The sequence below is a fragment of the Microbacterium sp. K35 genome (assembly GCF_004794375.1).
GTDB lineage: Bacteria > Actinomycetota > Actinomycetes > Actinomycetales > Microbacteriaceae > Microbacterium > Microbacterium sufflavum.
Genome location: NZ_SSDM01000330.1, coordinates 1 through 13,602 on the forward strand (window position 1 = coordinate 1; position 13,602 = coordinate 13,602).

Genomic DNA, 13,602 nt, shown 5'->3' on the forward strand with positions numbered 1-13,602 from the left:
CCGCGCTCGACGGCGAGGCGCTGCACCTCCGGGCCGTCGGAGCCCGCGAGACCCGCGGGTCCGCCGACGCCGGCGACGGGGTTGACGACGAGACCGATCACGACGCGGCGGCCTCCGCGGCGAAGTACTTGCGGCGGTACGCGCGCCACGTGACGGCCCAGCGCTCCGGGTCGTCGAGGTCGTCGTGGTGCGTGTGGTGCACGGTCTGGTTGTGCGGGGCGGTGCGCACGACCTCGGGGTTCTCCCTGGCCTCGCGCGCGACCTCGGCCAGCGTCGCGGCGTACTCGTCGAGCTCGCTCATGGAGTACGACTCGGTGGGCTCGAGCGTGAACGGCTGCGGCACCACGTAGGGGTGGTGGCTCGTCCAGTAGTGCATGCCGAAGTCGGTCATGCGCACGCCGATCTCCTCCGACGACACACCGGTCTCCTGGTAGAGCTCCTCCCACGAGTACCGCACCTGCTCGATGCGGCGGCGGCCGGCCGCGTACGGCGCCGAGGCCCCGGGGATCGCGAGCACCTTCGCCATCAGGTAGTTGTTGTTGAGCACCGCGGTCTCGGCGGCGGCGAGCAGCCCGTCCGCGCCGAGCGCCATGATCCACGAGTAGGCCTTCACGAGCGCGGGGATCACGCCGAAGAACGGCCCGACCGCGCCGATGGACCGCTCGCCCGCCTCGGCGACCGCGAACGTCCCGTCGTCCTCGCGCACCACGCGGGGGCCCGGGAGGAACGGGGCGAGGGCCGCGCTCACGGCGTTGGCGCCCGATCCCGGGCCGCCGCAGCCGTGCGGGGTGCCGAACGTCTTGTGCAGGTTGAAGTGGCACACGTCGAACCCGGCGTCGCGAGCCCGGGTGATGCCGAGGATGCCGTTCGCGTTCGCCTGGTCGTACGAGGCGAGGGCGCCCACGGCGTGCGCGGCGTCGACCCACTCGCGGATCGCGGGGTTGTAGATGCCCGTGTCCTCGGGGTTCGTGACCATGATGGCCGCCGTGCGCGGGGACAGCGCCGCCGTGAGCGCGTCGAGCGACGGGTAGCCGTCGGCGTCGGGATACACCGTGATGACCTCGTAGCCCGCGGCCTTCGCGGCTGCCGCGTTCGAGGGGTGGCTGAAGATCGTGGTGATGACCTCCCGGCGCTGCTCCGCCTCGCCGTTCGCCTCGTGGTAGGCGCGGATCATCGAGATGTTCGACCAGATCGCCGCGGAGCCGCCCTGCGTGTGCAGCGAGACCTCGTCCATGCCGGAGATCTCGGCGAGCATCCGCTCCAGCCGCCACACGATCTCCAGCACGCCCTGCGCGTCGGCCGGGTCCTGGTGCGGGTGCATCGCGGTCAGCTGCGGGGTGCCGGCGAGCTGGTCGTTGATCTTGGGCGCGTACTTCATGGTGCAGGTGCCCTGACCGATGTCGACGTTGAAGTCGGCGCCGAGGTTCTCCTGCGACAGGCGCAGGTAGTGCTTGAGCACGCGCATCTGCCCCATCTCGGGCAGCGCGGGAGCGGCGGGGCGGCGCAGGGCGGGCGGCAGGTCGGCGACCACGTCGCCCACGGCGCTGCGCACCTCGGGCTCCACGGCCGAGAGGAGCACGCCGCGCTCGCCCGGGGTGGAGAGCTCGAAGACGATCGGCTCGTCCCATCGGGCCTGCTGGAAGCGGCGGAGTGCCGGCTTGGGGGCGACGGGGAGGCTCATCGGTTCTGCTCCTCTGCGAGCTCGGGGGCGACGACCGCGGCGAGCGCGGACGCGAGACGGTCGATGTCGGACTGGGACGTGAGCTCGGTCACGCAGACGAGAAGGCGGTGCTCGTCCACGACCACGCCGGGCTCGATGCCCTGGGCGCGGAGGGCGGACACGACCTCGGCGGCCGGCACGGGCAGCGTGACGGTGAACTCACGCAGGTGCACGGCGTCGTCGTCGAGCGTGACCCCGGGCAGCGCGGACAGGGACTGCTGCGCGTAGCGGGTGCGGGCGAGCAGCACCTCCCCCAGCTCGGCCATCCCGGCGGGTCCCATCAGCGACAGGTACACCCCGGCGGCGATGCCCCAGAGCGCGGCGGCCGTGCCGACCCACTCCTTCCCCTCCTCGCGGTGCGCGAACGAGGTGCGGTCGTAGGCGACGTCGCCGAACCCGTACTCGCCGGGCACGTCGGTGGTGGCGAGACCGAACAGGCGCGACGGCATCTCCATCACGAACCGGGGGTCGTCGTGCACCGCGATGAAGCCGCCGTGGGCTCCGCCGAACCACTGGTGCAGGCCGAGCGACTGGATGTCGCCCGTGACGATGTCGGCTCCGGCGAGCGCGGGCGGCGCGAGCACGCCGTAGCCGATGGGGTCGGTGCCCACCACGAGTACGGCGCCCGCAGCGTGCGCGGCGTCGGCGATCTCGCGGAGCGCGGCCTCGACTGCGCCCGTGGCGCTGGGAGTCTCGACCCAGACCGCGGCCACGTCGTCGCCGAGGGCCGCGCGGACGGCGGCCACGTCGGCGGTGCCGTTCACGGTGGGGAGGTGGTCGAGGGTCAGGTGCGCCCGGATGTAGTCGTGCACCTTCGAGGTCTTCGCGGGCAGCACGTCGCTGGCGACCAGCACGCGCGGGCGTCCCGTGAGGCGTCCGGCCATGGCGAGCCCGGTCGCGGTGGCCTGGTAGCCGTCGTAGGTCGGCACGTTCACGACGTCCATCTCCAGCAGCTCCGCCATGAGCGACTGGTACTGGAACAGCGCCTGGAAGCGGCCGTGGTCCTCATACGGCTCTCCGGCGTAGGCGGTCAGGAACTCGCTGCGGCCGATCACCTCGTCCACGACCGCGGGCACGTAGTGGTTGTAGGTGCCCGCGCCGAGGAAGCTCAGGCGCTCCTGCGTGGAGCGGTTCTTCGCCAGGAGCCCCCGCACGTGCCGCGCGAGGTCCTGCTCGGCGACGAACGGCGCCGGCAGGTCGAGCGGGCGGCCGAGCCGCAGCGCCTCCGGCACGTCGGCGTAGAACTCGTCGACGGTCTCGGCGCCGACGGCCGCGAGCATCGCGGCGCGCGACTCGGGTGCGGTGTTGGGGATGTACGGATGCACGAACGGGGCGGTCATGCGTCCTCCTTCACGGGGATGGGGGTGGCGGTCGGGATGGTGTCGGCGCGGGGCGAGGCGAGCACGGCGACGCCGTAGCGGTCGAGGTCGAGCCGGTCGCTGTGCCGGGCGCCGGTGAGCAGGTCGACCCCGGGGCCGGGCAGCTCGACGGCGACGGGCGCGCGTCCGTGGTTGAGGTAGAAGGTGTAGTCGGTGGTGTCGTCCGCGCGGGTGACGATCTCCACGTCGAGGTCGACGTGGTCGCGCGCCGGAAGACCCGCGGTGCGCAGCACGTCACGGAACAGCGGCAGCATGCCGTCGTGGTCGATCATGGCGCTGACGTACCAGGCGGAGCCGCGGCCGACCGGGCGACGGGTCACGGCGGGGAGCCCCGCGAGCTCTCCGCTCGCGTACGTGCCCCGGACCTGCACGTCGTCGCCGGCCTCGATCCACTCGCTCCAGCTCGGGACGGTCAGGGTCTCGCCCGCGTAGGCGATCTGCTCCGTCTCACCGTCCGCGAGCGGCCACTGCTCGTCCACCTCGATGCCGAGCAGCGTCCGCAGTGGGCCGGGCGCACCGCCGTCGTGCACCTTCTCGGTCGCGTCGACCACCCCGGAGAAGGGCCCGACGACGAGGTGGCCGCCGCGCTCCACGAAGGCCGCGAGCGCGTCGGCGTGCTCCTGCTCCGCGATGTACAGGTTCGGCACCACGACCACGTCGTAGCGGTCGAACGGACCGGCGGCACGCACCGCGTCGACGGGCTGGCCGAGGGCGTACAGGGCCCGGTGCCAGGCGCGGGCCTGCTGCGCCCACTGCAGCCGCTGCGAGGGGAGCGACTCCGCGGCGCTCGATCCCCACCAGGAGTCCCAGTCGACGACGAGGCCGACGCGGGAGCGTACCCGGGTGCCGCGCACGGCCTCCAGCTTCTGCAGTTCGAGGCCGAGGGCCTTGGTCTCGCGGAAGCTGCGCGACCTCTCGCCGCGGTGGCCGAGCATCGAGGAGTGGAACTTCTCCTGGCCGTACTTGGCCTGCCGCCACTGGAAGAACATCACGGCGTCGGAGCCGTGGGCCACGGCCTGCAGGCTCTCCACGCGGATCTTGCCGGGGGCCTTGGGCACGTTCACGTCGCGCCAGCTGGTGGCGCTCGCCGACGACTCCAGCAGCAGCCACGGCTGCCCGTCCTTGAGCGCCCGCATGAGGCCGTAGTTGAGGGCCGCACCCACGTGCGAGGTGGGGTCGGCGGGGTCGGGGTAGGCGTCGTCGGTCACGACGTCTTCCACCGCGGCGAAGTCCCAGTAGTCGAGGTCGCGGAACATGCTCATGAAGTTCGTGGTCACGGCGATGTCGGGGGTGACCTCGTGCAGCACCTCGATCTCGATCTGGAACAGCTCCAGCAGCGCGTCGGAGGAGAACCGTTCGAAGTCGAGCAGCTTGGTGGGGTTCACCGGCCCAGGCGCGCGCTTGGGGGTCTCGATGTGCTCCCACGACGTGTAGCGCTGGCCCCACACGTTCACGCCCCACGCCTCGTTGAGGCCGTCGAGGTCTCCGTAGCGCTCCTGCAGCCAGCGCCGGAAGTGGCGGGCCGACTCGGGGCACCAGCACCGCGAGGTGTGGTCGCCGTACTCGTTGGAGATGTGCCACATCGCCAGGCCGGGGTGCTCGCCGTAGCGTTCGGCCATGGCACGGGCCATGCGGGCGACGTTCTCGCGCCAGATGGGCGACGAGGGGCAGTAGGTCTGGCGGGACCCGAACTCGAGGCGGTGTCCGTCGGCGTCCCACGGCGCCATCTCCGGGTGGGCACGCAGCAGCCACGAGGGCGGGGTGGCGGTCGCGGTGGCGAGGTCGATCGCGATGCCCGCGTCCCACAGCAGGTCGATGATGCGGTCGAGCCACGCCCAGTCGTAGACGCCGGGCTCGGGCTCGAGCTGCGGCCAGCTGAAGATCGGGAGGCTCACCATGTTCACGCCCGCTTCGCGCATCAGGCGGATGTCCTCGTGCCAGGTCTCCTCCGACCACTGGTCGGGGTTGTAGTCGCCGCCGAACGCGAGCGCATCCAGGCGCACGCGGCGGAGCGGCTGGTCGGCGCGGGGTCCGGACACGGAGGCTCCTCTCTGAGTCACGGGCCGCCGTGTCGGCGCTCTGGCGCATTCCGACGTCCCGCTGTATTCTGTATACAACACACTAGGTCGCCGTCCGGCCGGGCGTCAACCCATAGGCTGACGGGCAGGCGGCAGAAGGGGAAGGTCATGGCGATCGAACGCAAGAACCTGCGCTCGCAGGTGCGCGAGGAGCTGCTGACCCGTATGCGCGCCGGACTCGTGCAGCCGGGCGAGGGCATCAACGAGGTGCAGCTCGCGACCGAGCTCGGAGTCAGCCGCACACCGCTGCGCGAAGCCCTCATCGCCCTCGAGTCCGAGGGGCAGATCGAGAGCGAGAACGGCAAGGGCTTCCGGTTCGTGCCGCTCAGCGCGTCGGAGTTCCGCGACCTCGCACCCGTCATGGCCGCCCTCGAGAGCCTCGCGCTCGAGCTGAGCCCGCCCGACGAGCTGCGGACGATCGGCGCCCGGCTCAAGGAGATGGCCGACGCCTTCGCCGACGAGCTCGTGGAGCACCAGCTCGTCATCACGAAGGACGACGAGTGGCACAGCCTGATGCTCTCGGCGTGCCCCAACACCCGGCTCCTCGCGGTGATCGACAGCGTGCGCAGCTCGTTCCACCGCTACGAGTCGCTGCTCGTGCCGGAGGACGTGAAGGTCGAGCGCGTCGCCGCCGAGCACGCCGAGATCGCCCGGCACCTCGCGGCGGGCGACGTGCCCGCCGCCGTCCAGGCCCTCAAGCTGAACTGGACGAACGGCATGCAGCGCATCCTCGACAACGCCACCAGCAGCTACTTCACCGCCTGACCCGGTCACGGCTCACCGCGACAGCGTCACGGCGAGGTCGATGAACAGCGCCGCCGACCAGCCGAACGCGGTCGTGGCCGTGCGTGCCTTCTGACCCGTGCGCGGGTGGAAGTACTCGTGCGGGCCGCCGCCGTGGATCACGAGCGCCACGGTCCTCTCCCGCAGCTGCTGTGCCCGCTCGGCGAAGCCCGATGCCTCCAGGCCCTCCGCCACGAGAGCGGCCGTGTTGACCCACACCGGTCCGCGCCACATCCGCTCCTCCGAGAAGTCGGGGTCGGACGCGGCGACGGTCGGCAGGCCCCACGGCAGCGCGAACCGCTCCGGGTCGTCGACCGCGGCACGCAGCGCACCGGCGATCTGCTCCGGCAGGGTTCCGATGAGCAGCGGCATCAGGCCAACGACGGTGTCGCTCGTGAGCGTCTCGCCGCCGCCGAACGCGAGGAAGCGCTCGCGCTCGGGGTCCCACATGCGCAGCAGCAGCTCCTGCTTCGCGTCGGCGCGCTCGCGGAACCGGCTCACGTCGGCGCCGGGCTCGTATCGGGAGAGCAGGTCGGCGAGCTCGCGGTCCTGCCGCACGAGGTAGGCGCCCAGGTCGGGGGCGGCCGTGGGAAGCGGGCCGTCGAAGATCGGGCTGTCGTCGAGACCTGAGGAGTAGGGGTGTCCGTACTCGGGCATGCCGTCGTGGTCGAGATCGCTGCCCGCGAACCACCAGTCCTGCGAGCGGACGACCGTGGCGAGCTGGCGCCGTGCCCAGTCCGGGGCGTCTTCCACCTCCAGCACCGCGCGCAGGGCCCATGCGGCGAGCGGCGGCTTGGTCAGCGGGACGGGCGCCGTGGGGTCGGCGATCTGCGAGCCCGCGCGGCGCAGGTTCGCGCGGTCGCTCTCTGGCAGGTCGTCGCTCGTGGCGAGCACGCCCTCCTCGTGCACGACGTCGGGGAGCTGTCCGTCGGGCTGCGGGAACCGGAACGCGATGTCGAGCTGCTCGCGCGCGAGCGCGGGGTCGCCGTGGCGGAGGCCGACGGCGATGAAGTACGCGTCCCACTGCCACAGTCCCACGTAGCCGATCTTCGACGGCACGATCGCTCTGGCGTCGCCGAGGGAGGGCAGCTCGACGATGTTCGCGCCGAGCACCCACCAGCAGAAGGCGGTCATCTCCTGCAGGTCGTCGCGCACGCGCGGGCACCGGGAGAACCAGTCGTCCCAGACGTGGGCCGTGGCGGCGAGGGCGGCCCGGTGATCGCCGGACTCGACCGTGACCGAGCGGTCGGGAGCGACGCGGAGGCGCAGTCCCTCCCCGAGCGCGTGCTCCTCGCTCCGGCCGTCCGGGCGCGTGAGCCGCACGCGCAGGCCGGGGTCGCCGCCGATACTCAGCGTCGCCGGGTCCGCGAAGGTGAGCGTGGCACGCTGCGTCTCCGCACCCGCCCCCGGTTCCTGAGCGGGCGCAGCGAGACGAGGAGCCCCGAACGCGATCCTCTCGGGTCGCACGTCGGCCACCGGCAGCACGGCGCCGTCCGCGTCGAGCACCTCCACGAGGTCGAGCACGCGGCACTCCGACAGCCGCCGCTCGTACTCCGAGGTGTGCACGCGCACGCCGTCGCCCTCGCCGAACACGAGCACCCGCGACCGGGGCAGCGTGAACGGCGCGGTGATCAGGTCGAGGTGCCGGCCGGCGAGCCCGGCGAGGTCGAGGTCGTCGGCCATCATCGCCCGCCCAGGCCCGACGCGGCCATGCTGTTGAGGATCTTCCGCTGTCCGATCACGAACACGATCAGCATCGGCACGGTCGCGATGGCCGAGGCCGCCATGACCAGCCCGTAGTTGATCGAGCCGAACTGCCCCTGGAACGAGGTGAGCAGCAGCGGCACCGTGAACAGGTCGGGGGTGTTGAGCAGCACGAGCGGGAACAGGAACGCGTTCCACACGCCGAGCGCCGTGATGATGCTGAGCGCGGCGAGTCCCGGCTTGAGGTTGGGCAGCACGATGCTCCAGAAGATGCGCCACCGGCCCGCGCCGTCGACCAGCGCCGCCTCCTCCAGCTCGCGCGGCAGGGCGAGCACGAACTGCCGCATCAGGAACACCGCGAACGGGTTCGCGATCATGCCGGGCACGATCAGCGCCAGGTGCGAGTCCACCCACCCGATCTGCGACATCAGCAGGTAGAAGGGGATGAGCGTGACCTGCGCGGGGATCATCTGTGTCGCCAGGAACACGATGAACAGCACCTTGCTGCCGCGGAAGCGGATGCGCGCGAACGCGTAGCCCGCCATCGATGCGGTCAGCAGCGTGCCCACCACGACCAGCACCGCGATGTAGGCGCTGTTCAGATACGCCTGCCCGAACGGCACCGCGTTCCAGGCGTCGGCGTAGTTCTCCACCGTCCACGGGTTGGGGAGGAACTCGAGCGGGTTCTTCAGCAGCTGCGGCAGCGTCTTGAACGACGTCAGCAGCATCCACACGAACGGGAACACCATCGAGATGCCGGCGATCGTGAGCACCACGTGGAGCGCGGTGGCTCCGAGGCGACGGCGGGCGCGGTCGGCGCCGGGCCCTCCGCGACCGCGGCGACGGTAGCCGGGGGCCGTGAGGGCGACGGTCGAGTCGGTCGCGGGGGCGGCCGGCTCGATGAGCGAGGGCGTCTGGAGGGTCATGCCGGGTCATCCTCGTAGTGGACGAACTTCTTCTGCGCGCCGAACTGGATCGCGGTGATGACGAGGGTCAGCACGAGCAGGATCACGCTCGCGGCGCTCGACGGACCGAACTCGAACCGCCCGAAGCCCAGATCGAAGATGTGGTAGACGATCGTGCGGGTGGCGTTGTCCGGGCCGCCGCCGGAGACGAGCACGTAGACCGTGTCGAACGTCTGCAGCGACGAGATGAAGGCGATCACCGACGAGAAGAACACGATCGGGGAGAGCAGCGGCAGGCGGATGCCGGTGAACAGTCGCCAGGCGCCGGCGCCGTCGATGCGGGCGGCCTCGATGACCGAGGGCGAGATGTTCTGGAGCCCGGCGAGGAAGATCACCACGTTCAAGCCCATCGACGACCAGATCGTGACGATGCAGACCGCGAGGAGCGCGAGCTTGGGGTCCTGCAGCCAGTCGGGCGGGGTGATGCCGAACACGTTGGCGATGGTGGTGGACAGCAGGCCGTCCGCGCGGAACATCTGCTGCCAGATCATGGCGACCGCGACCGTCGACGTCACGACGGGCGCGAAGAACAGGATGAGGTAGAGCGTGCGGGTCTTGAGCCGTTCGAGCGCGACCGCGACGATCACGGCGAGCGTGAGGCCGATCGGCACGGTGATGACCGCGATCAGGAGGGTGTTGAGGATGGCGCGGCCGAGGAGCGGGTCGGTGAGCTGCTCGGCGAAGTTCGCGAAGCCCACCCACTCCAGGTCGCTCAGCCCGTCCCACTCCGCGAAGGCCAGCACCAGGCTGGCCCCGAACGGCAGGATGACGAACAGGGCCATGCCGAGCAGCTGCGGGGCGACGAACACGTAGCCCCAGCGGCGGTCGCGGCGGCGCCACGCGGCCTCGGGGCGCAGGGGCGGGGCGGATGCCGCAGGCTCGGCCTGCGGCATCCGTCCGTTCTCGGTGAGAGTGGTCACCGGTCTACTTCTCCGACCGTTCCGCGACCACGTCGGCGATCGTGTCGAGCGTGGTCTGCGCGTCGACCTTGCCCTCGTAGAGCTTCTGGAACTCCTCCGCGATGGCGACGGGCAGCCCGGGGATGCGTGCCTCGGCGGGGTAGTCCTCGAAGCCGATGTCGCGCATGTCGAGGAAGGTCTGCGCGTGCGGGGGGTAGTCACCCTCCAGCACGACCTCGTCGGCGCCCTTGATGGACGGGACCGCGTTGCCGCCGCCCTCGAGGCGGAAGGTCTGTCCCTCGGCGGAGAGGAACTCGGTCCAGAACGTGAACGCGGCGTCCTTCACCTTGGTCTTGCCGTTGATCGCGAGGAACGACGTGGCGACGCCGGTCGGCGCTTCCGCACCGTCGGGGGTGGGCCAGCGCACGATGTCGTAGCTGTCCTGCTCGCCCGCCGCGCTCACGGTGCCGATCGTGTAGCGGCCCTGCACGAAGAACCCGGCCTTGTGCGTCACGAACACGCTGTCGGCACCGGCGCCGTCGGGGAGGGTGTCGGCGACCACGAAGGTGCCGTCCTGGAAGAGGTCGCCGAACTGCTGCATGGCCTCGACCGTGTCGGCGTCCTCGTTGGCGACGAACGTCCCCTTGTCGTCGTACGGGGCGTCGAGGCCCTGCGACGACAGCCAGCTCCAGTGGGTGGCCCAGTAGTTCCAGTACATGGTGCCGGTGAGGCCCGCGTCGTGCAGGGCCGCGTTCATCTCGAGGAACTTGTCGGTGGTCCACTCGCCGTTCTCGGCCAGGGTCGCGGGGTCTTCGGTGATGCCGGCCGCGGCGAGCGCCTGCTTGTCGTACCAGAACACGTCGGGGTTGGAGTCGTTGGGCGCCGCGTAGACCTCGTCGTCCTTCTCGGCCGCACCGAACAGGCCGGGGAAGAAGTCGTCGTAGGCGGTCTTGCTGTCCTTCGAGTCCATCAGCTCGCGCAGCGGCATGAGCCGGTTCGAGTCGACGAACTGCCCGATCATGTCGTCGCCCACGTAGAACACGTCGGGCGCGGTGTTGCTGGTCAGCTGGGCGAGCAGCTTGGAGTGGTAGTCGCCGTAGCCGGCCACGGGCTGCAGTTTGACGGTGATGTCGGGGTGGCGCTCCATGAAGTCCTTGTTGAACTCCTCGTAGCGGGTGAGCTCCTCCGGAGTGCCCCAGGTGGACCACACGACGGTGGCCTTGCCGTCGGCGTCGACGCTGCCGCCCCCGCCGCCACCGCTGCACGCGGCGAGTCCGAGTGCGAGCGCTCCGGCGGCGCCCAGGGCCAGATACCGTGTCGCAGCACGTGCCATCTCGCTACCTCTTTCATCGTTGAAGTTCGGGTCGGATCACCCCGCGGGGCTCTCCAGTATTCTGTATACAGAACGCAATCCTGTCAAGGGTGAGCCATCGCCGCACGACGAAGGGGCGGACCCCACCCGGATCCGCCCCTCCTGTCCCGTGGCGCTCAGTGCCCGGCGGCACCCACCACCACGAACTCGTTCGGGATCACGTCGAGCGTGGCCTCGGCCGCCACCTCGCCCGTGTGCAGGTCGACCGCGACGATGCGCTTCTTCGCCGGCTCGGTCACATAGGCGATGTCGCCCACCACCCGCAGGCCCGGGTGCGGGTCCTGCCACTCGGCCGGGCTCTCCCACGCGTCGATGACCGACCAGGAGTCCTGCACCGCACCGGACTCGTCGAGCACGGTGAGGCTGCCGTCGGCGCCCAGCACCACGATGTCGTCGTGGGCGCTGCGACCCACACCGCGCCACGTGTACTCGGCCGGGGCATCGACCACCGAGAGGCTCGCGGCCGCGGTGTCGACCAGCACCAGCTGCGACAGGAAGTAGCCCTCCTGGTCGGGATCCGTCTTGTAATCGCCGACCGCGACGGCGCTGGTGTCGGTCACGTAGGCGTTGCCGGTGCGCCCGAACTCGTCCGGGGCGTCGAGCTTGGTGAAGGCGCCGTCCGCGAAGAGCAGCACACCGTCCTCGCAGCCGAACATCACGACCTCCCCCTTCAGCGCGCCCTCCCCGTGCACGCTCGGGCACCGCTCGTCGCGCGCGAGCTCGGTGCCGTCCGCCGCCAGGTGCCGCACGCCGCTCCGGGCCTCCGCCGTGCCGATCGTGGACAGGACGGTGCCGTCGGACAGCTCGATGGCCACCCCGTGGTGCGCCGCCTCCGACGCGATGGTGTCGAACTCCGGCAGGGTGCCCGTGCCGACCGCGTCGGTGTCGAACACGCGCACCTCTCCGGTGCCGTCGTCGAACAGCGCGGTGCGGCCGGCGTGCGGGGTCGCGTGTCCGGCGGCCACCGCCTCGAACACCTCCCCGGTGAACTCGACGGCTCCGGAGGCGAGACCGGTGTCGAGCACGTGGAAGCCGTCCTCGGCCGTGACGAACACATGGCCGTCGTGGTCGCCCGCGCCGTTCACGCGCAGGAATCCGTCGAGCTCGGCCTCGCCGACGGTCTCGAGGGTGTCGCCGTCGAGCACGACCACGCCACCGTCGTAGGTGAGGGCGACGCGGGTCTCCGCCTCGTGATGGTCGTGCTGCTCCGGCGCGGCACCGGTGGTGTTCTCGGACGCGGGGGAGGCTCCGGCGCATCCGGTGAGGGCCACGGCGGCGATCGCGCCGAGGGCGCCCAGCGCGAGGCGTCTGCGGGGTCGGGACATGGGTTCGTCTCTCTTTCTTCTCAGGGTGCGCGGATGCGCGGCGGCGCGGGGCGCCGAGGACTCTGGATCAGCCGACGAGCTGGAGGAACGCGGCCTCGAGGTCGCTGAAGGTACGGGTGATGCGCGCGTCGCCGTTGTCGATCTCGTAGACCGTTCCCGCGGCGGGATCGGCGACGTAGACGCGTCGTGCGGACACCCGCAGCTCCACGCGGTCTCGCAGCGCCGGGTCTGCGATGGTCGCCGCGAGCAGGGGCTCGGTGCGGGCCAGCACGGATCCGTCCGGCGCCAGCACGCGGAGCCGTCCCTCCGCGTCGACCGCGACCGTGCGACCGGCGTCGTCTCCGAGGGCGACGGCACGGATGAGCGGGACGTCGGAGGGGATTAGCGTCCAGGTGCGCTGACGCACGTCGAGCAGCCATGCACCCTCGTCACCGGCGACGCCGGCGAGGTCCGGCCGGTCGGCGCGACCGTCGAGCCGCGTCGCCGCGGGGGCTCCGGCCGGATACGGGATCGCCTCGCCGACGATCTCTCCGCCCACCTGCCGGGTGAAGAGCACCGCCCCTTCCGCGCACGCGAAGACCGCGCCGACGCGGGTGAGGTCGGCGTCGGAGACCGCGCCGCACGGTATCTCGGCCGCGGCGGCAGGGGCGCCCTCGCCGTCGACGATCCGGATGGTGCCGGAGGCGGTGGGCACGAGGAGCCGGTCGGCGAACGGGAGGACCGGGCCTGCGTGCGCCAGGTCGAGCCGGGCGGTGCCGAGTCCGCCGGCGAGGTCGTCGTGCGGGAGCACGACGACCTCCGCGCCGCCGAAGCCGATCGCCGTGCTCTGACCGGCCCCGCTCACCCGCACCTCTCCGTGGCCGTCCAGCGAGCCGAGCTGCCGCGGCTCGCCCTGGAACGAGTGCGTGTGGTCGCCGTGCGGCACGGTCCAGCGCCCGGTATCGACCACGTCCACGGTCGCGTCGTCGCCGTCGGTGCGGGCGAGGAACACGAGGCGCCCATCGCCCGACACCGCGGCCCTCCCGGCCCCGGCGTCAGTGAGGACGACGCGCTCCTCGGTGTCGAGATCGAGGAGGGTGAGGGCGCCCCGCTCGTCCGCGACGGCGAGGGCGAGGGCGGGCGCAGCGACCTCCGCGGCGCCGCCCGAGTCGATGCCGTGCGCATCGGGATCCGCCGTCGCAGCGGGCGCGACCGGGGAGGCGCACCCGGCGGCGGCGAGGAGGACGAGGAGGGCGGAGGGGGCGAGGGCTGCCCGCCGGAGGAGTGCGAGGTTCATGACTCTGTCACCCTATTGAGAACGATTCTCAATCTCAAGTCAGGGAGTGAGGGAGCCGACCTATGGCCCGTCCGGTGCGACGAGCGAGCGGACGAACGTCC

10 protein-coding genes are annotated in these 13,602 nt (G+C 71.5%); 1 reads left to right on the forward strand and 9 read right to left on the reverse strand.

Annotated elements, in window-relative coordinates; all coding sequences use genetic code 11:
- Positions 1 to 97 precede the first annotated feature (97 nt).
- The 3 genes from gcvPB to DW299_RS12905 are packed head-to-tail and all read right to left on the reverse strand — an operon-like array spanning position 98 to position 5,138.
- Positions 98 to 1,681 (reverse strand): aminomethyl-transferring glycine dehydrogenase subunit GcvPB, encoded by a 1,584-nt coding sequence (gene gcvPB, locus DW299_RS12895; RefSeq protein ID WP_136036825.1) that lies wholly within the window; start codon positions 1,679 to 1,681, stop codon positions 98 to 100.
- On the reverse strand, positions 1,678 to 3,060 hold the full coding sequence (gcvPA, locus tag DW299_RS12900) for an aminomethyl-transferring glycine dehydrogenase subunit GcvPA (RefSeq protein WP_136032989.1): 1,383 nt from the start codon (positions 3,058 to 3,060) through the stop codon (positions 1,678 to 1,680). Before gcvPA ends, gcvPB begins: the two co-directional genes overlap by 4 nt.
- Positions 3,057 to 5,138 carry a beta-galactosidase gene (locus DW299_RS12905; protein WP_136036826.1) on the reverse strand — a complete coding sequence of 694 codons (2,082 nt, stop codon included), beginning with the start codon at positions 5,136 to 5,138 and terminating at the stop codon, positions 3,057 to 3,059. The genes gcvPA and DW299_RS12905 overlap by 4 nt, the downstream gene beginning before the upstream one ends.
- 147 nt (positions 5,139 to 5,285) lie before the next feature.
- On the opposite strand from DW299_RS12905, the gene DW299_RS12910 reads away from it, so the two are divergent.
- Positions 5,286 to 5,942: a GntR family transcriptional regulator gene (locus DW299_RS12910; RefSeq protein ID WP_136036827.1), complete on the forward strand. Its 657-nt coding sequence runs from the start codon at positions 5,286 to 5,288 to the stop codon at positions 5,940 to 5,942.
- Between the two features lie 12 nt (positions 5,943 to 5,954).
- Here the strand turns inward: DW299_RS12910 and DW299_RS12915 are convergent, their stop codons facing one another.
- From DW299_RS12915 to DW299_RS12940, 6 genes are all read right to left on the reverse strand, one after another.
- Positions 5,955 to 7,646, reverse strand: a complete 1,692-nt coding sequence (locus tag DW299_RS12915; protein WP_136036828.1) for an amylo-alpha-1,6-glucosidase — start codon at positions 7,644 to 7,646, stop codon at positions 5,955 to 5,957.
- Positions 7,643 to 8,590: a carbohydrate ABC transporter permease gene (locus DW299_RS12920; protein ID WP_136036829.1), complete on the reverse strand. Its 948-nt coding sequence runs from the start codon at positions 8,588 to 8,590 to the stop codon at positions 7,643 to 7,645. Before DW299_RS12920 ends, DW299_RS12915 begins: the two co-directional genes overlap by 4 nt.
- A complete protein-coding gene (locus DW299_RS12925) occupies positions 8,587 to 9,549 on the reverse strand; it encodes a carbohydrate ABC transporter permease (protein WP_136036830.1) in 963 nt (320 codons plus the stop codon). The genes DW299_RS12920 and DW299_RS12925 overlap by 4 nt, the downstream gene beginning before the upstream one ends.
- 4 nt (positions 9,550 to 9,553) lie before the next feature.
- A complete protein-coding gene (locus DW299_RS12930) occupies positions 9,554 to 10,861 on the reverse strand; it encodes an ABC transporter substrate-binding protein (RefSeq protein WP_136036831.1) in 1,308 nt (435 codons plus the stop codon).
- 155 nt (positions 10,862 to 11,016) lie between these two features.
- Positions 11,017 to 12,225 carry a hypothetical protein gene (locus DW299_RS12935; protein WP_136036832.1) on the reverse strand — a complete coding sequence of 403 codons (1,209 nt, stop codon included), beginning with the start codon at positions 12,223 to 12,225 and terminating at the stop codon, positions 11,017 to 11,019.
- A 67-nt stretch (positions 12,226 to 12,292) separates the two neighbouring features.
- A complete protein-coding gene (locus tag DW299_RS12940) occupies positions 12,293 to 13,501 on the reverse strand; it encodes an ABC transporter (RefSeq protein ID WP_136036833.1) in 1,209 nt (402 codons plus the stop codon).
- Positions 13,502 to 13,602: the final 101 nt, after the last annotated feature.